This window comes from Devosia sediminis (assembly GCF_016411825.1).
GTDB classification, from domain to species: Bacteria; Pseudomonadota; Alphaproteobacteria; order Rhizobiales; family Devosiaceae; genus Devosia; species Devosia sediminis.
On record NZ_JAEKMH010000002.1, the window covers coordinates 1099537 to 1121114 of the forward strand.

Sequence of the window (21578 nt, forward strand, 5' to 3'; positions counted from 1 at the left end):
CGTCAAGGATGGGCGACACGCCATATCCACTGACGGCAGATGACACAGGCAGAAACCAACTGGTTCGACACGCCGGCCCCGCCGCCTGCCGATGAAGTCCTGCATGTCGATGTGGGTGGCTATGAAGGCCCACTCGACCTGCTGCTCGATCTGGCGCGACGCCAGAAGGTCGATCTGGCCAACATTTCCGTCCTGGCACTGGCCGAACAGTATCTCGCCTTTATCGATACCGTGCGGGAACGCCGGATCGAGGTCGCCGCCGATTATCTCGTCATGGCCGCTTGGCTCGCCTATCTCAAGAGCCGGCTCATGGTGCCCCAGGCACAGGGCGACGACGAGCCGAGCGGCGAGATGCTTGCCGCCATGCTGCAGTTTCGTTTGAAGCGGCTCGAAGCCATGCGCATGGCCGCCAGCCGCCTGATGAACCGGCCCCGCCTCGGCTTCCAGATCTATGCCCGCGGTGAACCCGAGCCCATCGAAATTGCCCGGCGCTCCATCTGGGAGGCCAGCCTCTATGACCTGCTCAAGGCCTATTCCAGCCAGCGCGAGCGCGGCATCACCGCCGAATACACGCCGCGCCTGCGCACGGTCTGGTCCCTCCAGGATGCCCGCGACATCCTGCAGCGTCTCATTGGCGACAGCGTTGAATGGGTGTCGCTCGATGCCTATCTGGTGGACTATCTCGCCCGTCCGTCGGAACGCGCCACAGTACGCGCTTCCACCTTTGCCTCGAGCCTCGAACTCGTCCGACAGGGTGAAATCGACATTCGCCAGACCGAAACCTTCGGGCCGCTCTTTATGCGCCGTCGCCGGAAAGAGCCGCGGTGATCGGGATGGAAGACGAAACCGGCGACGTGCTGCGCCGCTCCCTGCGAATCGTCGAAGCGCTGCTCTTCGCCTCCGCCCAGCCGCTGCGCGCTGCCGACATGGCGCCCTACCTGGGCGAGGGCACGGATGTGAATGGCCTCTTGCTGGTGCTGCAGGCCCAGTATGAGGGGAGGGGCATCAATCTCGTCCGGCGGGGTGAGGGCTGGGCCTTCCGGACCGCCGAGGACCTTGGCTTCCTCCTGCGCCGCGAGGAACACGAAACCCGTCCGCTCTCCCGTGCTGCGCTCGAAACCCTCTCCATTATCGCCTATCACCAGCCCGCGACCCGCGCCGAGATCGAAGAGGTGCGCGGCGTCGCCACGGGCAAGGGTACGCTCGACCTTCTGATGGAAGCGGGCTGGGTCCGGATGAGGGGCCGCCGCCGTACAGCCGGCCGGCCCGTCACCTACGGCACGACCGAAGCCTTTCTCGATCATTTCGGGCTCGAAGCGCTATCTGATCTGCCCGGTCTCGATGAACTGAAGGGTTCGGGCCTGCTCTCCGGCCGCCTCCCGGCCTACCTGCAGATCCCGCTGCCGTTCGACGGCGGGCTGCGCGACGACGAGGACCCGCTCGACCCGTCCGACCTGGGCGACCCCGAGCCGGAAGACGGGGAAATCTGACCTTTCCCCGCGCTGAATCACGCCCGGGGGCTACACGTTCTTGTGTTTGGGCGCGATTAAACCTATTTCTCGGTCTATCTATCGCGTGTAACGCGTATCTGGACTTCTAGGGAGAATACTATGCACGCGCCGTCTATCTGGGGCATCCTCGTCGTTGCCGTTGTCGTCATCCTGCTGTTTGGCCGCGGTAAGATTTCCGGCATGATGGGTGAGGTCGCCTCCGGCATCAAAGCCTTCCAGAAGGGCATGAAGGACGACGACAAGCCGGCCGAGCGCATTCAGTCGTCTGCCGAAGTCGAGGCCCGTGAAGTGGATCGCAGCAAGGACGCCTGAGGCGTCCCTTCGCTAGCCACCACTGCAGGCGGCGCGCCGCCTTTCGGAGAATAAATCCATGCTCGGCCTAGGCTGGACAGAGATGCTGGTGATCGGCGTCGTTGCGCTGATCTTCATCGGCCCCAAGGACCTGCCCGTGGTCATGGGCAAGGTTGGCAAGGTCATCGGACAGATCCAGCGCATGGGACGTGAGTTCCAGCGCGAGATCAACAAGACCACCGGCCTCGATGAAGTCCGCAATCTGCGCACCTCGATCACGTCGCCCCTCAAAAAGACCGCAGACGAAATCCGTCGTGATTTCAACGCCATCGGCAAGGATGGTACGCAGTCTCCGACCGGCGCGCTGAAGCCGACTGATCCCAACACCGAAAGCGTCGTCGACGCAATCCAGCAGCAGGCCGGCATGGCACCCGCCAAGAAGTCCAACGACGAACTGGCTGCCGATTACGGCTTCAAGTCCGCAGCGGCCGAGCCGGTCAAGGCTGAGCCCGTCAAGGCCGCGCGCACGCCCGGCAAGCCAAATGTCGTCACCGCGCCGAAACCGGAAGCGATCGCGGCAAAGCCCAAATCCACCGCCAAGCCCAAGGCAGCTGCCTCGACCAAGGCAGCACGCACCAAGGCCGCCTTGGCTGAGGCCGAAGCGGCGGCGGACAAGCCTGCCCGCAAGCCGGCCGCTCCCAAGGCTACCAAGCCGGCCGCTCCCAAGGCTGCCAAGCCGGCGCCGGCCACCGGTGACAAGCCTGCCGCCAAGCCGCGCGCCCCACGCAAGAAACCGGCCGACACCGCCGGAAAGAGCGAATAATGGCCGAAAGCAAGCCGCAGCAGATCGAAGACAAGTCCATGGCCGAGCCGGAAGATGAGCTGGCCGGCAGCGAGGCTCCGCTGCTCGAACACCTGACCGAGCTGCGCAAGCGCCTCATCCACAGCGCCATCGCCATCGTGGTGCTGATGATCGTCTGCTTCCTCTTCGCCGGGCAGATATTCGATATCCTGCTCAATCCCTATCGCTCGATCTATGCCGATCCGGGCGACATGGAGCTGATCTACACCGCGCCGCAGGAATTCTTCTTCACCCAGGTGAACCTCGCTTTCTTCGGCGCCGTGTTCATCGGCTTCCCCTATCTTGCAACGCAAATCTACGGCTTCGTCTCGCCCGGCCTCTACAAGCACGAGCGCAAGGCACTGGTGCCCTATCTCATCGCCACACCGGTCTTCTTCCTGCTCGGCGCGGCCATGGTCTATTTCGTCGTCCTGCCCATGGCGCTCGGCTTCTTTGCCGGCATGCAGACCGACGAAATCAAGCTCCTGGCCAAGGTTTCCGAATATCTCGGCCTTGCCATGACGCTGATCCTCGCCTTTGGCGTCTGCTTCCAGTTGCCCGTGGTCCTGACTCTCTTGGCCCAGCTCGACCTCATCAATGTCGAGCAGCTCAAGAAAGGCCGTCGCTACGCCATTGTCGGCATCCTGATCGTCGCCGCCTTCATTACCCCGCCCGACCCGATCTCGCAGATCGGCCTGGCCCTGCCGATGTACGGCCTTTACGAACTGGCCATCCTCTCGGTCCGCATGGTTGAAAAGCGCCGCAAGGCCGCCCTCGCCGCCGAGGAAGCCAAGAACGTCGAGCAGGCCTGATCTTGCCTCTCCCTCTGGGGAGAGGTCTGCGCGTAGCGGCGGGCGAGGGGCCTTGGGCCCCTTTCCCCTTGCGCCCCCCCGACCACGTCCGTAAACAGTCCGCGTCACCAAAGGAGGCGGGCAGGGGCCCGCATGTGCGATGTTTGATATCAAGTGGATCCGAGACAATCCCGAAGCCTTCGACAAGGCCATGTCGCAGCGCAAGAATGTCTCCGTCCGCTCCAGCGATCTCATCGCCATCGACGACCGTCGTCGGCAGATCATCGTTCGCCTCAACGAGGCCCAGGAAAAGCGCAACAGCCTCTCCAAGCTGATCGGTCAGGCCAAGGCCCAGAAGGATGAGGCGAAAGCCGCCGAACTCATGGCCGAGGTCGCACGCCTCAAGGAAATCATCCCGGCCGGCGAGGCCGAGGAACGTGCGGTGGAAAAGGAACTGCGCGACGCCCTGTCGACCATTCCCAATATGGCGATGGACGATGTGCCTTATGGCGAGGACGAGGGCGGCAATGTCGAGTATTTCGGTTTGAACGGCTCGCCCGAAACGGCGGCCCGGGCGCGCGCGCCCAAGCCGAGCTTTGCCTTTGCGCCCAAGGAGCATTTCGATATCGGCGTCGCCGAGACGAATATGGATTTCGAAATCGCCGCCAAGCTGTCGGGCAGCCGTTTCGTGGTGCTCAAGGGCCAGCTCGCGCGCCTCGAACGCGCCCTCGGCCAGTTCATGCTCGATCTGCACACGACCGAGCACGGCTATCTCGAAGTCCAGCCCCCGGTGCTGGTGCGCGACGATGCGCTCTTTGGCACCGGTCAGTTGCCAAAATTCGAGGAGGACCTGTTCTTCACCCCCCATGGCGAAGGGCGTCTGGCGCTGATCCCCACGGCCGAAGTACCGATGACCAATTTCGTCCGCGAATCCATCATCGCCGAAGAAGAGCTGCCGCTGCGCTTTACCGCGCTGACACCCTGCTTCCGGTCCGAAGCCGGTTCTGCCGGGCGCGATACCCGCGGCATGCTGCGCCAGCATCAGTTCAACAAGGTCGAGCTGGTGGCCATCACCACGCCCGAGGAAGCGGATAATGAGCATGAGCGCATGCTCGTTGCCGCCGAGACCGTGCTGCAAAAGCTCGGCCTCCATTATCGGGTCATGAAGCTTTGCACCGGCGACATGGGCTTTGGCGCCCGACGTACCTATGACATGGAAGTCTGGCTGCCGGGCCAGGACACTTATCGGGAAATCTCCTCGGTGTCGGTCTGCGGTGATTTCCAGGCCCGCCGCATGGAAGCGCGCTATCGGCCTTCCGGCGAAAAGCAGGCGCCGCGCTATGTCCACACGCTCAACGGTTCGGGCACGGCGGTCGGCCGCTGCCTCATCGCGGTTCTCGAGAACTATCAGCAGGAAGATGGCTCGGTGCTCGTCCCCGAGGCGCTCCAGTCCTATATGGGCGGCGTGACATCCATCGGCGGCCGGGGATGAGCCTGCGCATCCTCATCACCAATGATGACGGCGTCGACGCGCCGGGCATTGCCATCATGGCCGAGATCGCCAGCGCGATCTCCGACGATGTCTGGATCGTCGCGCCCGATGGCAACCAGTCCGGGGCAGGGCACCGCTTCAGCTTCGGCCGCGAACTGGCACTCGTCGAGCATGGTCCGCGCCGATTTTCCGTCACTGGTGGCTCCCCGGCCGATTGCGTGGTCGCCGGCATGACCCATGTGCTTGGAGATCGTCCCGCCGATCTGGTTCTGTCGGGCGTCAATGCCGGCCAGAACCTGGGCGACATCGTCAACTGCTCTGGCACGGCCGCGGGCGCCCGCGAAGGCGTGCTCCAGGGCGCCATCGGCATCGCCATGAGTCAGTCCATGGATTACGAAGTCACGCGCGACCCCGAATGGAGCAATGCGCGCCGCTACGGCGCCGAGGTCGTTTCTGCGCTTGTGGCAGCCCATGCTGGCGATGACGTCTTCTACAACGTGAATTTCCCGTTCTGCCACGGCGATGATGTGACCGGCCTTGTCGCCGTGCCGCACCAGCGATTCTCCCGCTCGCCCATACGCCACTATGCAAGCGACAATCCGGGCAAATTCTTCATGGCAATCCCCGAGACGCCAAAGCCGCTGGACCCCAAAGCCGACTTCGAAGTGCTCCGCCGCGGCAACGCCATCACCGTCACCCCCTTTGCCCTGCAACAGACGCACCAGGGCGCGCTCGCACGGCTGGGCAATATGGCGCTCAAGGCGCGATAGTCCTCGCTATATCGAACCTGTGCGAGGGTTCCCCACACAGTGTCGCCCTCGGACTTGATCCGAGGGCCTCTCACCACATGGCATTCCGCTTCGAGTCGATCCGAGGGGTGCTCGCTACCATCTCCCGCACGCGTGATCGCGCCTTCTCCTTTTAACCTTACCCACCTCTGAATCACCGCGCCACGAATTCGCTCAAATCGCATCGGCTTTAAACTCGTCTTTACCTTACCGGCGTAGCGTCAAGCTCAGTTGTTGAGTACCTGCGTACGAGTAAAGCCGATGAGTAATCGCGTTTTTCCGCGGACCCATAGAAGTGCGGTCGCCCTTGCTGGCATCATGATCGCAGCCGTTGGATTGTCCGGCTGTTCGAGCCTTGGGAGCCGCTTTGGCGACTCCACCGTCACCGGCTCGGCCGCCCCGACAGGTCCGGCAACACTCAATCAGCCCATGCCCCCGAGCCTCGGCGCGCCTCAGAGCGTGCAGGTCGCCAGCATGGAATTCTTGCCGCCGGCCAATGTCGGCGCATCCTGGCCTGGTGGCAGCACGCTGCCCCCCGCGCCGGTCGGCAATGGCCTCATGCAGCCGTCCGGTATGACTTCGCCGATCGGGGGCTCCGGCTCCACGGTGCAGACCCAGGCCCTTCCTGCATTGAGTTCGTCGTCACCTATGGGAACCACGCAAGCCATGCCCGCTCCGCAAACTCTTGCCCCAATGCCGGCCGCGCCTGCCGCCGTTGCCATGGGCACTCCGTCCAGCGCCGTCCTGCCGGTCAATTCCAGCGTCCCGGTCCAGGCCGCCGCCAATACCAACGCCTATACCCACACCATCGCCGCCGGCGAGTCGCTCTACACCATTGCCCGCAAGTACGATGTCACCACCCAGGCCATCGTCCATGCAAATGGACTGAGCTCGCCGGACAAGATCATCGTCGGCCAGAAGATCGTCATCCCGGGCCGCTCGGATCTGGTGAACACCGCCAGCGTCCAGGTCGCCAGCACTGCGCCCGTCTCGGCCGTACCGGGCCTGCCCGACAATCGTCCGGCCAATCTGGCCACCACCAATACGCTGCAGACCGCTGCTGCCCCGGCTCCGCTGGGCACCACCCCGGCCGCCGCGCCCGTCGCGGCACCGGTTGCCACACCCGCACCCACCCAGGTGGCTGCCGTGTCGCCTGCGCCGGTTGCTGCGGCCGAACCTGTCGCCTCCGGCAATGACAAGTTCCGCTGGCCGGTCTCGGGCCGAGTCATCACCGATTTCGCCGCCTCGCGTGGCACCGGCATCAATATCGACGTGCCGGAAGGCTCCTCGGTCAAGGCCGCCGAAAACGGCACGGTCATCTATGTCGGCTCCGGCGTCGAAGGCTATGGCAACCTGGTCCTGGTGCGCCACCCCAACGGCTATGTCTCGGCCTATGCTCACCTCAAGGATATGAGCGTCGCCAAGGGTGCCGTGGTCAATCGCGGCGACTCCATCGGCACGGTCGGCCAGACCGGCTCCGTGTCGCGTCCCCAGCTCCACTTCGAGCTGCGCAAGGGCGCAACACCGGTCGACCCGGTCCCGCTGCTCGCCAGCTGAACTGACTACCCTCCAGAGCTGCAAAAGGCCGGAAGTGGTGCTCCGGCCTTTTTCTTTTGATGCGCTGTCAGCTCACGTGCGGGTTCTTCCATCTTTCGTCATTGCCGGGCTTGTCCCGGCAATCCATCTTGGCACTGCATGGACCACCGGGATAAACCCGGTGGTGACGGCGTGGAGGGATCGAGCGCCCGCATAGCACGCCTCAAACCGCCTTGCCCTCTTCGCCCGCGAGTGTCCGAACCAGTTGGATCGCCACGCGGCCCGAACGTGCGCCCCGTGTCGCGGCCCATTCGATGGCCCGCGCCCGCAGCGCCTCGGCATCGATGGCGAGCCCGTAATACTCCGCATAGCCCGAGACCATCGCCAGGTACGTATCCTGGTCCGAATTGTGGAAGCCGAGCCAGAGGCCGAACCGGTCGGAGAGGGACACTTTCTCCTCCACCGCCTCGCTCGGATTGATCGCTGTCGAGCGCTCGTTCTCTATCATGTCGCGCGGCATCAGGTGGCGGCGGTTCGAAGTGGCATAGAACAGCACATTGTCGGGCCGCCCCTCGAGACCACCATCGAGAATGGTCTTGAGCGATTTGTAGCTGGTTTCGCCGCTGTCAAAGCTCAGGTCGTCGCAAAACACGATGAAGCGTGCGGATTGCCCGGAGATTGCCCGCATCAAGTGGGGCAGGGTCTCAAGATCCTCCCGCGCGATCTCCACCAGCACCAGCCGCTCGAAACCCTCGCGCGCTTCGATATCGGCATGGATGGATTTGACCAGCGATGACTTGCCCATGCCGCGCGCCCCCCAGAGCAGGGCATTGTTGGCGCCGTGGCCACGGGCGAACTGCTCGGTATTGGTCAGCAAGAGGTCGCGCACATGGTCGATGCCGCGCAGCATGGCGAGCGGCACGCGGCTGACCTTGGCGACCGGCAGCATGGTGCTATCCTCGCCCTGCCAGTGATAGGCATTGGCGTCGCCCAGCGTGAAGCCGGCCGTCTCGTCCTGGGTCATGGACCGCGCGATCGTCTCCAGCGCATCGGCAATCCTGTCCAGATAGTCCTTGGTTTTCACCACGTCGTCCTTCGCTTTTGGCGCGTCAATCTGCGCGCCCTTATTGGCTTTGCATTAAGCAAACCCCAAATGTATAGTCCGCGCGATTTTGGCCGGGGCGCAAGTGCAGGCAAGCCCGATAGCGTCCACCGTCCCGATGACACCGGACCGGGCCGCCCCATCTCATGAAAAAGAATCGATAAGGAGTTCGCCTGATGTTTGTAACGCCCGCCTATGCGCAGGATGCGGTTGGGGCCCCTGGCGGCATGACTGACATCTTTATTCAGCTCATGCCGATTGCGCTGCTGGTGCTGATTTTCTGGCTGCTGATTTTCCGTCCGCAGCAGAAGCGTCTCAAGGCTCAGCAGGCGATGCTCTCCGCCATCCGCCGTGGCGACACTGTCGTGACCACCGGTGGCCTCGTGGGCAAGGTCACCAAGGCCGTCGATGGTGAAGATCTCGAAGTCGAGATTTCTCAGGGCGTCAAGGTCAAGGTCGTGCGCGGCATGGTCGCCGATGTGCGCTCCAAGTCCGAGCCGGTCAACGACAACAAGCCGGCCTAAGCGCCGTACCGGCCGGAGCCAAGGCTCCGGCCTTATGCCTTTTCAGGACGCCTTTAATGAACCAGTCGCCGTTCCGCGTAATCGTCATTCTGTTCGTCGCTATCGCGGGTATCCTGCTTGCAGCGCCCAATTTCCTGCCCAAGAACGTGCAGGAATCGCTGCCTGGCTGGCTGCCGCAGCCCGGACTGGTTCTCGGCCTGGATTTGCAGGGCGGCTCGCACCTGCTGCTCGAAGTGGACCGCAACGGCATTGTCGAGCAGCGGCTGAGCGATCTGCGGCGCGACGCGCGCAACGTGCTCGCCAACCAGAACGGCATCGGCAACATCATCACCACGGACCCGGCTACCAATTCGATCACCATCGAGCTGACCGATCCGACCCAGAAAGATGCCGCCGCAACCGCCATCCAGGCGCTCCAGAACACCCTCAGCAACAGCCTCTTTTCGGCCGGGGCGGGGGTGAACGAGCTCACTTTTGGCGAAACGACGGACGGCAAGCTCACCATTGCCCTCACCGAAGAGGGCATCACCCAGCGCATGAGCTCCCTGGTGGCCCAGTCCATCGAGGTGATCCGCTCGCGTATCGACGAACTGGGCACGACCGAACCCACCATCCAGCGCCAGGGCGATACGCGCGTCATGGTGCAGGTGCCGGGCTTCGGTGACTCCACCCGCCTCAAGAACATCATTTCCCAGACCGCGCGCCTCACCTTCCACATGGTCTATCCGGGCATGACCGCCGACCAGGCCGAGGCCCAGGGCCTGCCGGTTGGCACCATGATCCTGCCCAGCCAGGATGGCGGCCGCGAGCTGCTCTATGAAGACGTGTCCATCGGCGGCGAATCCCTTGTTGACGCGCAGCCCGCCTATGACCAGCAGCGCGGCATCCCGGTCGTCAGCTTCAAGTTCGACACCCGCGGCGCCATCACCTTCGGCGAGCTCACTTCGGCCAATGTCGGCCAGCGCTTCGCCATCGTCCTCGACGACGAAGTCATAACCGCCCCAGTCATCCAGCAGCCGATCACCGGCGGCTCGGGTCAGATCAGCGGCAGCTTCACCACCGCCAGCGCCAACGACTTGGCCGTGCTGCTGCGCGCCGGTGCGCTGCCGGCCAGCCTCAACGTCATCGAGGAGCGCACCGTAGACGCCAGCCTCGGGGCCGACTCGATCCAGGCCGGTCTCACCGCCGGCATCGTGGCGTCGGTGCTGGTCCTCTCCTTCATGGTGATCGCCTATGGCATCTGGGGCGTCTTCGCCAACGTCTCGCTGATCCTCAACATCATCCTGATCTTTGCCGCGCTCTCCATGCTCGGCTCGACGCTCACGCTGCCTGGCATAGCGGGTATCGTGCTGACCATCGGTATGGCCGTGGACGCCAACGTGCTGATCTACGAGCGAATGCGCGAAGAGCAACGAGCGGGTAAATCGCCATTGCAGGCGATCAATGCCGGCTTCGAGCGCGCCTGGGGCACCATCGTCGACTCTCACCTGACCCAGCTGGTCGCCGCAATCGTGCTCTATTTCATGGGCTCTGGCCCGGTGCAGGGCTTTGCCGTCACACTCGGCCTCGGCATCCTGACCTCGCTTTTCACCTCCTACACGGTCACCTCCTTCCAGGTGCATCTCTGGTACAAGCGCACCCGTCCCAAGGTGCTCAAGATCCAGAAATTCCGCTTCATTCCGGATGGAACCAATATCCCGTTCATGAAGATCTCGCGCTATGTCATCGCGCTCTCGATCATCATGTCGCTGGTTTCCATCGGCGCCGCCTTCACCAAGGGTTTCAACCTCGGCATCGACTTCGTGGGCGGCACCGCCATCGAGGTCCAGCATGTCGGCGGCCCGGCCGATGTGGGTCGCGTGCGCGAATTGCTGACCGATCTCGACCTGGGCGAAATCCAGGTCCAGGGCTTTGGCACGCCCGAAGACGTTCTGGTGCGCGTGCAGGCGCAGGAAGGCGGCCAGTCGGCCGACCAGATCGCCGTCCAGCAGGTGACGGATGCGCTTGCCGGCGACGCCTACGAGGTGCGCCGCGTCGAGGCCGTCAGCGGCACCGTGTCGGGGGAACTCGCCTGGACCGGCACCATCGCCGTTATCATCGCGCTTGTCTGTATTCTCATCTACATCTGGTTCCGCTTCGAGTGGCAGTTCGCCCTGGCCGCGGTCACGACGACGTCGCACGACATCATCATGACCATAGGCCTGTTCTCGCTGACGGGACTCGAATTTAACCTCAGTTCCATCGCCGCGGTGCTGACGCTCGTGGGCCTGTCGCTCAACGAGACCGTGGTGGTCAGCGACCGTATTCGCGAAAATCTGCGGAAACACCGCAAGATGCCGCTGCCTGAGCTGATCGATCTGTCGATCAACCAGACCATCGTCCGAACCTCGCTCACGCAGTTCACCGTGCTCCTGGCCCTCGTGCCGCTGGTGCTGTTCGGCGGCGAGGCCCTGCGCAGCTTCACAATCGCCATGACCTTCGGCTCGCTCGTCGGCATGTACTCGTCGGTCATCATCAACGGCCCGATCCTCATCAACTTCGGCCTCAAGCAGAAGTCCGACGAGGAAGTCGCCGCTGAAGAGGCGAGCAAGAAGGCCAAGACCAACGACGGCGCCTCCGTGTAAGCCATGCGATCCTGCTTGCCTCCATGGAGAGGGGCAGCAGAGCTGGTCCAGACCACCGGCTGTCACCCCGGCGAAGGCCGGGGTCCATCCTGAGACCTCAAGATGGATCCCGGCCTGCGCCGGGATGACATCGAGAGTTTTGAGACAATAGCACTCATGACCAGTGAAACTTCCACAGCCCATTTCCCCCAGCAGGTCGGCATCGACGCCTATGGCAATGGCGGCTTCCGCTTCGCCGACATGTCGCACAAGGGCTCGTTGCTCTGCCTGCCCGGCGGCATGACCGGCTGGCCTGTCGCCTCGGTCGCCGAACTGACGCTCGAAAGCTTGCAGCCGGTGCTCGATCAGGCCGACCGTCTTGACGTCCTCCTGATCGGCCTCGGCGCTGACATCACCGCCATCGATCCGGCCATCCGCCAGGCGTTTCGCGATCGCAAGATCATCATCGAGGCCACCCAGACCGGGGGCGCCGTGCGCACCTACAACGTGCTGCTTGCCGAAGAACGCGCCGTCGGCGCCGCCCTCATCGCCGTCGAGAACGCCCGCTGATGCCGGCCGAAAGTTTCGACTTCGCCGCTCAGGCCCTGCGCGACACCGACCGCGACCGTTTCCTGGCGACCCTCGTCCTTCCGGCCGAGCACCGCCCGGCCATCACCGCGCTTTACGCCTTCAATGCCGACATCGCCGCCATCCGTGAGCGCGTCTCGGGGCCGCAGCCGGGCGAAATCCGACTGCAATGGTGGAATGACGCGCTCACTGGCAGCGGCCACGGTGCCGTCCGCCAAAACCCGCTCGCCGATGCCCTGCTTACCACCATCGAGCAATACGGCCTTCCGGTCGGCACGCTGCAGCGCCTCATCGGCGCCCGCCGCTTCGATCTCTACGACGATCCCATGCCCGATCTCGAGACATTCGAGGGCTATGCCGGGGAAACCGCCTCGACCCTGTTCCAGCTAGCAGCCATGATCCTCAATGGCGGCAAGCCGGTCGAGCAGGGGGATGCCGCCGGTCATCTGGGCGTCGCCCAAGCCATGATCGGCCATCTGCGCGCCTTCGGCTACGTCTCCGCTCAGGGCCGCATCATGCTGCCCTGGTCCATCCTGGAAGCCAATGGCGTCCGCGAAAGCGAAATCTTTGCCGGCCAGGACAGCGAAGGTCTGCAGGCGGCCCTCAGCCAGATTGTCGAACTCGCCGTCAAGCATCGCGATGACGCGCGCGTCGCAATCCGCGCTCTCCCCCCAGCCTTGCGCCCGGCCTTCGCCATCATCGCGCCGCTCGAACAGCAGCTCAAGGATTGGGAAGCCTACAGCTCATCGCCCTTCGCGCCGCCCCCGGACCGGCCTGACTGGCGCAAGATCGCCCGCCTCACCTGGTGGACGCTGCGGAACAGGTAGGTCCGCAACTCAGAAGTCCAGCCCCCACCGTCACCACCCGGCTTGACCGGGTGGTCCATGCGACGATGCTGTGCGTGCCGAGAAATGGATTGCCCGGTCGAGCCGGGCAATGACGAAGGGCGGACGGTATGGAAGCCTGTCAGCGCTCCGCGATCGCCACGAATTCGCCCGCCAGTCGCGCCGCCACTTCGCCGCCGAACAGCAACTCAGCCGTCACGTTGATGCGCGCCCGGTGGCGCCGGTCGAACACATGGCGGAACGCTTGCCAGCTTTCCTCATCGAGTCGCGCCGATGCCCGCACGCATCCCTCTATGGGCCGCAGATATTCCATCTCGGTCCGGTGGATCACCAACTGGTTGGCGATCCCCTCGGCCTCCAGCCGCAGATGGGTGACGCTCCAGGCCGCCAGCAGCCCGAGCGTTGCCGCGCTGCCCCCGAACATCGTGCCATGCACGTTGATATTGGGCTCGAGCGGCGCTTCCAGCACCACCTCGCCGACACCGGCCGACACAACCGACACATCCATGGCCCGCGAGAGCGGGATATGCTGGTGGAGATAGTCTGCCAGCGCCGCGGGGGTCATGCCCAGGCCTTGAGGTCTTCGAGCGCGCGGCCGGTAATGGCGCGGCGCTTGGCGATGGTCTTTTCGGGGCCGCGCCAGCGGGTGACGCCTTCCGGCTTGGTGATCGTCACTTCGGGGAACAGCCCGAAATTGACATTCATGGGCTGGAAGCTGCGCGCGCCGCTATAGCTCTCGGCCTCGATATGCCCGCCGGTAATGTGCCCGATCAGCGCGCCCAGCGCCGTGGTCACCGGCGGCGTCTCAAGCGAACCGCCCAGAGCTTCTGCCGCGGTCATGCGCCCGGTGATCAGGCCCACCGCAGCGCTCTCCACATAGCCCTCGACGCCCGTCACCTGGCCGGCAAAGCGAATGCGGGGATCAGCTTTCAGTTTAAGATCAGGCGCCAGAACCTTGGGAGAATTGATGAATGTGTTCCGATGCAGCCCGCCCAGCCGCGCGAATTGCGCATTGGCCAGCCCCGGGATCATGCGGAAAATCTCCGCCTGGATGCCGTAGCGCATCTTGGTCTGGAACCCGACCATGTTCCACAGCGTGCCCAAGGCATTGTCCTGCCGCAACTGCACGATGGCATAAGGCTTCACGGTGGGATTGCGCGGATTGGTGAGGCCCACCGGCTTCATCGGCCCGTGGCGCAGCGTTTCGACGCCGCGCTCGGCCATCACCTCGATGGGCAGGCAGCCGTCGAAATAGGGCACCTTTTCCCAGTCCTTGAATTCGTGCAGCGGCGCGGTCTTCAGCGCTTCCACGAAGGCAAAATACTGATCCTTGTCCATTGGCAAGTTGAGATAGTCGGCGCCCGTTCCACCCGGGCCGGCCTTGTCATAGCGCGACTGCTTCCAGGCGATGTCGTGATCGATGCTGTCATAGTGGACGATGGGCGCAATGGCGTCGAAAAACGCCAGCGAGTCCTCGCCGGTCTTTTCCAGCACGGCCTCGGCCAGTGCCGGGGAGGTGAGGGGACCCGTGGCGATGATGACATGCTTCCAGTCCCCTAGCGGCCAGCCGGCGACTTCCTCCCGGATGACCGTAATATTGGGATGGTTGCTGATGGCCTCGGTCACTGCGCCCGAAAATCCGTGCCTGTCCACTGCCAGGGCGCCACCGGCCGGCAGTTTATGCTGGTCGGCCGCGCGCATGATCAGCGAATTGCAGCGCCGCATTTCCTCATGCAGCAGCCCCACGGCATTCTGCTCGTGGTCGTCGGAGCGGAAGGAGTTGGAGCAGACGAGTTCTGCAAAGGCATCGGTCTCATGCGCGTCGGTGCGCTTGATGCCGCGCATTTCGTGCAGGATGACCTTGGCGCCCGCTTCCGCGGCCTGCCAAGCGGCTTCAGAGCCGGCGAGGCCTCCGCCGATGATATGAATGGGTTCGTTTGACATGGGCTGGCAAATACCAAGCCCACGAGGCCGGGGCAATCGGCGTTTGCGTCGCGACACGCGCCCCTAAAATCAAAACGCCCGCATCTCAGAGAGAGGCGAGCGTTCGGATCGAAGTATAACCGGCGATATCTTTAGAGAGTATCGGCATGGTCACGAGCAACGCGGCTGATGTCGGTGCGCGAAATGCCCAGGTCGTTGAGCTGACGATTGTCGAGAGCGGCGAGCTCACGGACGGTCTGCTGATAAGCGGCCCATTTCTTGAAAGTCTTGCGGATGTCCATTGGTCTTCTCCTGTCGTTTGCAAGGAGAGATATAGTCCGGCCTGACCTGATCGAGCAGATAGAGATTGATCAAACTTGCCATGCGTTCTGCGCAAGGCTTCAGCAGTGCCCATTCATTCATCGTTCATACCTGTGACGCGTTCGTGGCCGCCGAGAGGCGCCCCGGCGGCCACGAAGCTATGCGAAAGGTGCATCGGGATCAGCGGTCGAAGAGCGACTTTGTCATCTTCGAAAAGTCCGGTCCGGAAATCCCCAGAATGTCGGCATCACGCGTCGAGGGAACGTCCATTTCCCGCAACGTCTGCTTGATGTCGACCAGACGCTTCAAGCGCCAGACGGCTCGTACAAACATGGGCAGGCTCCATGGTGGAGGTCACGGTACGAACAGGAGGATGCGCGCCATTCACGCTCCTGGATAGTGCCCCATTGGCAGGCGCCACATGCGTCAGGTGCATGGATAGTTCGCCTGTTTGTCGCAATTGGCGGCCCGGCGACGGGACGCACGCGGTGTTTACGTCGCAGTAACCACGATCCCTCTTGTGCGAAGCGTCCCAAATCAACACACTCCGGCCAACTGATTTGGGGAGTCGACAGTGCGGCAAGGCGCGCATGTCATCGTTGTTGGCAATGAGAAGGGCGGCTCGGGTAAATCGACCACCGCCTTCCACCTCGCCATTTATCTGCTCTACCAAGGGCACAAGGTGGCGACGATTGACGTCGACAGCCGCCAGCAGACTTTCACCCACTATGTGCGCAATCGGCGCGACTGGGCGCGCGCCAAGGGCCTGAGCCTGCCGCATACGACGCATTTCCACCTGCCGCTGGCGCGTGGCGATTCCGCCCGCGAAAATCACCGCATCGAGTTCGACCTGTTCCGCCAGGCCATCGGCGAGGTCGAGGGCAAGTCGGACTACATCGTCATCGACACGCCCGGCTTCGACACCAATCTCGCCCGGCTGGCCCATTCGCTCGCCGATACGCTGGTAACGCCGGTCAACGACAGCCTCATCGACCTCTCGGTCATGGCGCAGGTCGATCCGGTCACCGGGGAGCCGCGCGAGCTGAGCCACTATGCAAGGCTGGTGCAGCGCGCGCGTTCCGAGCGCCTGTCCATCGATGGTCGCAACATCGACTGGGTCCTGGTCCGCAACCGAATTTCCATGCTGTCCTCGCGCAACATGCGCCAGGTACAGACCATGCTCGAGCGCATTGCCATGCGCCTCGGCTGCCGCGTTGCCGATGGCATCGCCGAGCGCGTCATCTTCCGATCGCTCTTTGCCACTGGCATGACCGTGTTCGATCCGCTCGACGACGATCTGCTGGGCGGTGTGCCGTCCATGTCGCATATGAGCGCGCGCCAGGAATACCGAGCCCTCGTCAATGCCCTCAATCTGCCGTCCAGCCCGCGTGCGGAAGCACGTCGCGAAGTGCTGGCCAGCGCGTCGGGTGACCTCAGCCGCTTCGCCCATATGGCTGGCAGCGAGAGCTGAGCGGGGCTTCAGCCCCGCGCGTAGGCGATCTTGCGCGGCGCTTCGGCGGCCACCGCCACCTCACGCGAATCGTAGATGGCGCGGGCGTCGATAATGGCGTGGTGGTTCTCGGCCGACCAATCCCACAGGGCGCTGATAGGCACCTGCAGGGTCTTGCCCAGTTCGGTGAGGCTATATTCCACCCGCGGCGGGACCTCGGGATAGATGGTGCGGGTGACCAGGCCGTCGCGTTCGAGGTTGCGCAGCGTCAGCGTCAGCATCCGCTGGCTCACCCCGTTGATCATCCGCTTGAGCTCGTTGAAACGCAGCGTCCCGTTGCGGCCGAGCATGCCGACGACCATCACGCTCCATTTGTCACCGATGCGGTTGAGAACATCGGACATGGCCGAGCAATTGGCATGCTGCGACGTATCGGTGAGGGATGTGGATTTGTCGGGCAGCGGCATGTGCGCCTCCATAGTCGTAACTCAGGCACAAATATAGACACGGTTACTGGAATATACCAGAGGGCAGGAGCCGATGTGATCAACCTGTCGTCGCGTGCAACGGTTGACAGCCCCGGCGCGGCCCTGTCTCCTCCCGCCGACTAGTCTCCGGGAGCGACGATGTGACTGAACGTATCGATCAATTGCTGCGCGAATTGACCCTTGAAGAAAAAGTCTCGCTGCTGTCGGGCGAGGATTTCTGGTCCGTCCCCGCGGTCGAGCGGCTCGGCATCGGCAAGCTCCGCGTCACCGATGGCCCCAATGGCGCCCGCGGCGGCGGCTCGCTCATCGGCGGCGTCAACTCGGCCAGCTTTCCGGTCGGCATTGCCTTGGGCGCCACCTGGGACGTGCCTTTGGTGACCGAGATTGGCGCTGCCCTGGCGGACGAGGTGAAATCGAAGGGCGCGCATATGCTGCTGGCGCCAACCGTGAACATCCACCGCTCGGTCACCAATGGCCGCAATTTCGAATGCTATTCGGAAGATCCGATTCTCACGGCTGAGCTTGCCGTCGGCTATATCAACGGCCTGCAGGGGCAGGGGATCGGCGCCACCATCAAGCATTTCGTCGGCAATGAAAGCGAGATCGAGCGCACCACGATTTCAAGCGAGGTCGGCGAACGCGCGCTGCGCGAAATCTATCTCTTTCCCTTCGAACATGCGGTGAAAAAGGCCGGCACCTGGGGCGTCATGAGCTCCTACAACCGCCTCAACGGCACCTTTACCTCCGAGCACAACTGGCTGCTCGCCACCGTCCTCCGCGACGAATGGGGTTATGACGGCATCGTCATGTCCGACTGGTTCGGCTCCCATTCCACCGCGCCCACGGTCAATTCCGGTCTCGACCTCGAAATGCCCGGCCCGCCGCGCGATCGCGGCCAGAAACTCATCGATGCGGTCAAGGCAGGCGAGGTCACCCAGGAAACGCTCGACAAGCGCGTTCTCGCCATGCTGCGCCTCATGGATCGCGTCGGCTCCCTCGACGATCACAGGCCCTTCGTCGAGCGCGCCGATGACCGTCCCGAGCATCGCGCCCTGATCCGTCGCGCCGGTGCCGCGGCTGCGGTGCTGCTGAAAAATCACGGCATCCTGCCCCTGACAGGCAACGGCTCCGTCGCCGTCATCGGACCCAATGCGAAGACCGCGCAGATCATGGGCGGCGGCTCCGCCCAGCTCAACGCCCATTACCGCATCTCGCCCTGGCAAGGGCTGGTGTCTGCGCTTGGCGAAACCCGCCTTTCCTACGCGCCCGGCTGCACCAACCACCGCTTCGAGCCCCTGCTGCGTGGCGCCCTGACGGTCGAATATTTCGCCAACCAGACTCTCAGCGGCGAACCCGTCCATGTCGGCACCATGGAAGATGCGCAGGCCTTCTGGATCGGCCAAGTCGCCGAAGGCAAGGTCGACCCGCTGCATTTCTCCGCCCGCATCAGCGGCGCCTTCACGCCTGAAGTCAGCGGAGAGCATCGCGTCGGCATCTATTCTGCCGGCTTCACCAAAGTCTTTGTCGATGGCAGGCTGGTCGCCGATGCCTGGACCCACTGGACAAAGGGTCGAACCTTCTTCGAAGAAGGCTGCGACGAAGTCGTGGGTACTCTCGACCTCACCGCCGGCCATGCCCACGAAATCGTCATCGAATTCGCCACCAAGGATTTTGCCACCCTCGGCCTCGCCGCCTTTGCCTGCGGCATCGGCCGTCCCATGGGCGATGCCGAGATATCGGAGGCGGTCGCCGCCGCCCGCGCCGCTGAAACGGCCGTCATCTTCATTGGTCGCAATGGCGAATGGGATACCGAGGGCAGCGATCTCGACGGCATCCTGCTGCCCGGCCGCCAGAACGAGCTGGTCGAAGCCGTCGCCGCCGCCAATCCGCGCACCGTTGTTGTGCTCCAGACCGGCGGCCCGGTGGAAATGCCCTGGGTCGGCAATGTCGCCGCCATCCTGCAGGCCTGGTACCCCGGCCAGGAAGCCGGCAATGCCATTGCCGACGTGCTGACAGGTGCGGCCGAACCCGGCGGCCGCCTGCCACAGACTTTTCCGGTCCGCTGGGCCGACAATCCCGCCCATAGCCAGGATCGCGAGGTCTATCCGGGCCTCGAGGGCAAGGTGCGCTACGAGGAGGGCATTTTTGTCGGCTATCGCCACTATGACAAGCTGGGCATGACCCCGCTCTACCCCTTCGGTTTTGGTCTCGGCTACACCGATTTCTCCCTGTCAGACCTTGTCATCGACGACAGCGCCTTCGAGAGCGACGGCCGGCTCGTCGTCTCGCTCACAGCTACCAATACCGGCGCCCGTGCCGGCGCGACCGTGGTGCAGCTCTATGTCAGCGACGACGCCTCCGGCGAACCGCGCCCGGCCAAGGAGCTGAAGGCCTTTGAAAAGCTCCATCTCCAGCCCGGCGAGCAACGATCGGTGACCATGCTGCTCGACGCCCGCGCTTTCGCCTGGTATCGCGAAAAGGCACGGCACTGGCTGGTCGAGGCGGGCAGTTTTACCATCCGCGTCGGCCAATCCTCGGCCGACCTGCCGCTGACCGGGCAGGTCACGCGCTCCACCACGCTGATGCTGCCTGTGTAACTCAGGCGGCCTGATGCTCGGCCGCGTAGAGACCGAGATAGAAGTCGAGGTCCCCATTGCGCAGGCCGAGCGTTTCCAGCACGGCGCCCATGAAGCTCACCGGCGCCGTGCCCGGCGCCGTCACGATCCGCCCATCGAGGACCGCTCGCGGCGATTCCACGTAGTGCGCCACGCCGGCATAACCGGTCTCCGGCAGGCTTTCCGGCCCGTTGGCCGTATGCCGGACGCTGTCCAGCAGGCCCGCTCGCGCCAGCGCCGTCACCCCGTCGCAGATCCCGCCTACCGTCGTGCCGGCCGCATGCGCCGCGCGCAGCACCGACGAGATGTCCGGATAGTCTTCCGTCGACCAGATCGTGCCGCCATTGACGAGAATGGCGTCCACCCGGTCGACTTCGATGTCTTCCACCGCCATGTTGGGCATCACCTTGAGCCCGCCCGCCGAGGTTACGGGCTCGCCACCCGGCGTCGCGAAACGGGTCTCGATCTGGTAATATTCGCGCGCGCCGGCATTGAGCAGTGCAGTTTCCCAATCGGCATAGCCGGGTGTGAGGATGGTCACGATGGTGGTCATTTCGGTCTCCTGGTCTGTTGCAAACACCATTGCCCCATGCGCTGACATTTCCTGTCAGCACCTTCACGGCCCTGTCAGCCCGCTTTCCTTGAGCTTGCATCCCTTGGCTGATATGAGGTGCGCCGTTCCTGCCCGACCGCCCGGAGTTGCTCTCCTTTGCCTTTAGTCCGCCGTTTCCTTCTCGCACTGGTTCTTTACCTTGCCGCTCTCGTGCCCGTCTGGGCCACGCCGCTGCTGGTGGTCGACCGTGCGAATTTGGATGTGCTTTACGCACAGGATGCCGGCAAGCCGTGGCACCCGGCCTCGCTCACCAAGCTGATGACCGCCTATGTCGTCTTCGAGCAGCTCGCGCTCGGAACGGTAACGTTGGAGACACCGGTCAAGATTTCCCGCAATGCCTGGAATCAGGCGGCCAGCAAGTCGGGCCTCGAGATCGACAGCACCGTCAGCCTCAAGGACGCGCTTTATATTCTCATCGTCAAGTCGGCCAACGACATCGCCGTTGCCATCGCCGAGACCGTGGGCACTGACGAGGCCGATTTCGTCGCCAAGATGAACGACGCCGCCCGCCGCATGGGGCTGACGGCGACCCATTTCGTCAATCCGCACGGCCTGCACGATCCCGCCCAGGTCACCAGCGCGCGCGACCTCGCCATCATCGCCCTCTATATCGAGCAGAGCTTTCCCCAATACATGCCCATGTTCGATACCGGCGTGGTCAATCTCGGCAAGCAGCGCATGGAATCCAACAACGGCCTGCTCGAAGGCTTTGCCGGCACCACCGGCATGAAGACCGGCTATGTCTGTGCCTCGGGCCTCAATATCGTCGCCACCGTGGATCGCGACGGACGGCGCCTGTTGGCCGTTGTTCTGGGCGGCTCCTCCGCCCGCGAGCGCAATGAGCGGGCGGCTGGCCTCTTTCTCGAAGCGCTCGATGGCCGCCTACGCCCCACCGGCCAGAACATACTGGCCCTGACCAATGCCGTCGGCGCGCCGCCCACCGATATGCGTCCGCTGATCTGCGGCAAGGAAGCCAAGGCCTATGTCGCCGCCCAGGAGGCCGAGTTCCCCATGGGCCTGGGTGACAATCCGAGCTACCTGACCGAGGAAATCCAGCTCAGTGAATACACTGCGGTCGATCTGGGGCGCCTGCGCACCGGCATCGCTTTCCCGCGTCCGCGCCCGGCGCATATGCCGATGTTCAGCACGCCGCCCGCGGTCGAAAGCGCATCCGTTGATGGCACGCTGCGCCCAAGCATTCCGGTCAGCGGTGTCAACGTCGCCCTGCCGCGCCCACGCCCGGCCGATCTTTAGAA

The 21578-nt window shown here is 63.8% G+C and carries 22 protein-coding genes; 15 read left to right on the forward strand and 7 right to left on the reverse strand.

From position 1 onward, the window contains the following. Positions 1 to 39 precede the first annotated feature (39 nt). The 8 genes from JEQ47_RS12595 (at position 40) to JEQ47_RS12630 (ending at position 7271) form a co-directional block, all read left to right on the forward strand. A complete protein-coding gene (locus JEQ47_RS12595; RefSeq protein WP_198876731.1) occupies positions 40 to 828 on the forward strand; it encodes a segregation and condensation protein A in 789 nt (262 codons plus the stop codon). A gap of 5 nt (positions 829 to 833) precedes the next feature. Next, positions 834 to 1490, forward strand: coding sequence for an SMC-Scp complex subunit ScpB (scpB, locus tag JEQ47_RS12600; RefSeq protein ID WP_198876732.1), 657 nt, complete (start codon positions 834 to 836; stop codon positions 1488 to 1490). 120 nt (positions 1491 to 1610) lie between these two features. Beyond that, positions 1611 to 1823, forward strand: a complete 213-nt coding sequence (locus JEQ47_RS12605; protein WP_198876733.1) for a twin-arginine translocase TatA/TatE family subunit — start codon at positions 1611 to 1613, stop codon at positions 1821 to 1823. 58 nt (positions 1824 to 1881) lie between these two features. Then, positions 1882 to 2625: a Sec-independent protein translocase protein TatB gene (gene tatB / locus JEQ47_RS12610; RefSeq protein WP_198876734.1), complete on the forward strand. Its 744-nt coding sequence runs from the start codon at positions 1882 to 1884 to the stop codon at positions 2623 to 2625. Next, entirely contained in the window at positions 2625 to 3455 is an 831-nt protein-coding gene (tatC, locus tag JEQ47_RS12615) for a twin-arginine translocase subunit TatC (protein ID WP_236020788.1), read from the forward strand. The genes tatB and tatC overlap by 1 nt, the downstream gene beginning before the upstream one ends. Positions 3456 to 3594: 139 nt before the next feature. Next, the gene (gene serS, locus JEQ47_RS12620) at positions 3595 to 4926 is read left to right on the forward strand and encodes a serine--tRNA ligase (RefSeq protein ID WP_198876735.1); all 1332 of its coding nucleotides are present in this window, start codon (positions 3595 to 3597) and stop codon (positions 4924 to 4926) included. Then, positions 4923 to 5696, forward strand: a complete 774-nt coding sequence (surE, locus tag JEQ47_RS12625; RefSeq protein ID WP_198876736.1) for a 5'/3'-nucleotidase SurE — start codon at positions 4923 to 4925, stop codon at positions 5694 to 5696. Before serS ends, surE begins: the two co-directional genes overlap by 4 nt. A gap of 279 nt (positions 5697 to 5975) precedes the next feature. Further along, positions 5976 to 7271, forward strand: coding sequence for a M23 family metallopeptidase (locus tag JEQ47_RS12630; RefSeq protein WP_198876737.1), 1296 nt, complete (start codon positions 5976 to 5978; stop codon positions 7269 to 7271). A gap of 202 nt (positions 7272 to 7473) precedes the next feature. Here the strand turns inward: JEQ47_RS12630 and JEQ47_RS12635 are convergent, their stop codons facing one another. Further along, positions 7474 to 8274 carry an ATP-binding protein gene (locus tag JEQ47_RS12635; protein ID WP_198876884.1) on the reverse strand — a complete coding sequence of 267 codons (801 nt, stop codon included), beginning with the start codon at positions 8272 to 8274 and terminating at the stop codon, positions 7474 to 7476. Between the two features lie 254 nt (positions 8275 to 8528). On the opposite strand from JEQ47_RS12635, the gene yajC reads away from it, so the two are divergent. From yajC to JEQ47_RS12655, 4 genes are all read left to right on the forward strand, one after another. Continuing rightward, a complete protein-coding gene (gene yajC / locus JEQ47_RS12640) occupies positions 8529 to 8876 on the forward strand; it encodes a preprotein translocase subunit YajC (RefSeq protein ID WP_198876738.1) in 348 nt (115 codons plus the stop codon). A gap of 56 nt (positions 8877 to 8932) precedes the next feature. After that, positions 8933 to 11500, forward strand: coding sequence for a protein translocase subunit SecD (secD, locus tag JEQ47_RS12645; RefSeq protein WP_198876739.1), 2568 nt, complete (start codon positions 8933 to 8935; stop codon positions 11498 to 11500). 156 nt (positions 11501 to 11656) lie between these two features. After that, positions 11657 to 12049, forward strand: coding sequence for an Mth938-like domain-containing protein (locus JEQ47_RS12650; protein ID WP_198876740.1), 393 nt, complete (start codon positions 11657 to 11659; stop codon positions 12047 to 12049). Further along, on the forward strand, positions 12049 to 12894 hold the full coding sequence (locus JEQ47_RS12655; protein ID WP_198876741.1) for a phytoene/squalene synthase family protein: 846 nt from the start codon (positions 12049 to 12051) through the stop codon (positions 12892 to 12894). The genes JEQ47_RS12650 and JEQ47_RS12655 overlap by 1 nt, the downstream gene beginning before the upstream one ends. 139 nt (positions 12895 to 13033) lie before the next feature. On the opposite strand, the gene JEQ47_RS12660 is transcribed toward JEQ47_RS12655, so the two are convergent. From JEQ47_RS12660 to JEQ47_RS12675, 4 genes are all read right to left on the reverse strand, one after another. Then, positions 13034 to 13477: a YiiD C-terminal domain-containing protein gene (locus JEQ47_RS12660; RefSeq protein ID WP_198876742.1), complete on the reverse strand. Its 444-nt coding sequence runs from the start codon at positions 13475 to 13477 to the stop codon at positions 13034 to 13036. Beyond that, positions 13474 to 14856: a methylenetetrahydrofolate--tRNA-(uracil(54)-C(5))-methyltransferase (FADH(2)-oxidizing) TrmFO gene (trmFO, locus tag JEQ47_RS12665; protein WP_198876743.1), complete on the reverse strand. Its 1383-nt coding sequence runs from the start codon at positions 14854 to 14856 to the stop codon at positions 13474 to 13476. The genes JEQ47_RS12660 and trmFO overlap by 4 nt, the downstream gene beginning before the upstream one ends. Positions 14857 to 14987: 131 nt before the next feature. Continuing rightward, complete coding sequence (locus tag JEQ47_RS12670) at positions 14988 to 15137, reverse strand: DUF1127 domain-containing protein (protein ID WP_198876744.1); 150 nt, start codon at positions 15135 to 15137, stop codon at positions 14988 to 14990. A 199-nt stretch (positions 15138 to 15336) separates the two neighbouring features. Further along, positions 15337 to 15489, reverse strand: a complete 153-nt coding sequence (locus JEQ47_RS12675) for a hypothetical protein (RefSeq protein WP_198876745.1) — start codon at positions 15487 to 15489, stop codon at positions 15337 to 15339. A 241-nt stretch (positions 15490 to 15730) separates the two neighbouring features. Between JEQ47_RS12675 and JEQ47_RS12680 the strand changes: the two genes are divergently transcribed. Continuing rightward, complete coding sequence (locus JEQ47_RS12680; RefSeq protein WP_198876746.1) at positions 15731 to 16627, forward strand: division plane positioning ATPase MipZ; 897 nt, start codon at positions 15731 to 15733, stop codon at positions 16625 to 16627. 8 nt (positions 16628 to 16635) lie between these two features. Here the strand turns inward: JEQ47_RS12680 and JEQ47_RS12685 are convergent, their stop codons facing one another. Beyond that, a complete protein-coding gene (locus JEQ47_RS12685; RefSeq protein WP_236020789.1) occupies positions 16636 to 17073 on the reverse strand; it encodes a winged helix-turn-helix transcriptional regulator in 438 nt (145 codons plus the stop codon). A 161-nt stretch (positions 17074 to 17234) separates the two neighbouring features. On the opposite strand from JEQ47_RS12685, the gene JEQ47_RS12690 reads away from it, so the two are divergent. Further along, positions 17235 to 19691, forward strand: a complete 2457-nt coding sequence (locus tag JEQ47_RS12690; protein WP_328768927.1) for a beta-glucosidase — start codon at positions 17235 to 17237, stop codon at positions 19689 to 19691. A gap of 1 nt (position 19692) precedes the next feature. Here the strand turns inward: JEQ47_RS12690 and JEQ47_RS12695 are convergent, their stop codons facing one another. Beyond that, entirely contained in the window at positions 19693 to 20262 is a 570-nt protein-coding gene (locus JEQ47_RS12695) for a DJ-1/PfpI family protein (RefSeq protein ID WP_198876748.1), read from the reverse strand. A gap of 156 nt (positions 20263 to 20418) precedes the next feature. On the opposite strand from JEQ47_RS12695, the gene JEQ47_RS12700 reads away from it, so the two are divergent. After that, on the forward strand, positions 20419 to 21576 hold the full coding sequence (locus JEQ47_RS12700) for a D-alanyl-D-alanine carboxypeptidase family protein (RefSeq protein ID WP_198876749.1): 1158 nt from the start codon (positions 20419 to 20421) through the stop codon (positions 21574 to 21576). Positions 21577 to 21578 lie beyond the last annotated feature (2 nt).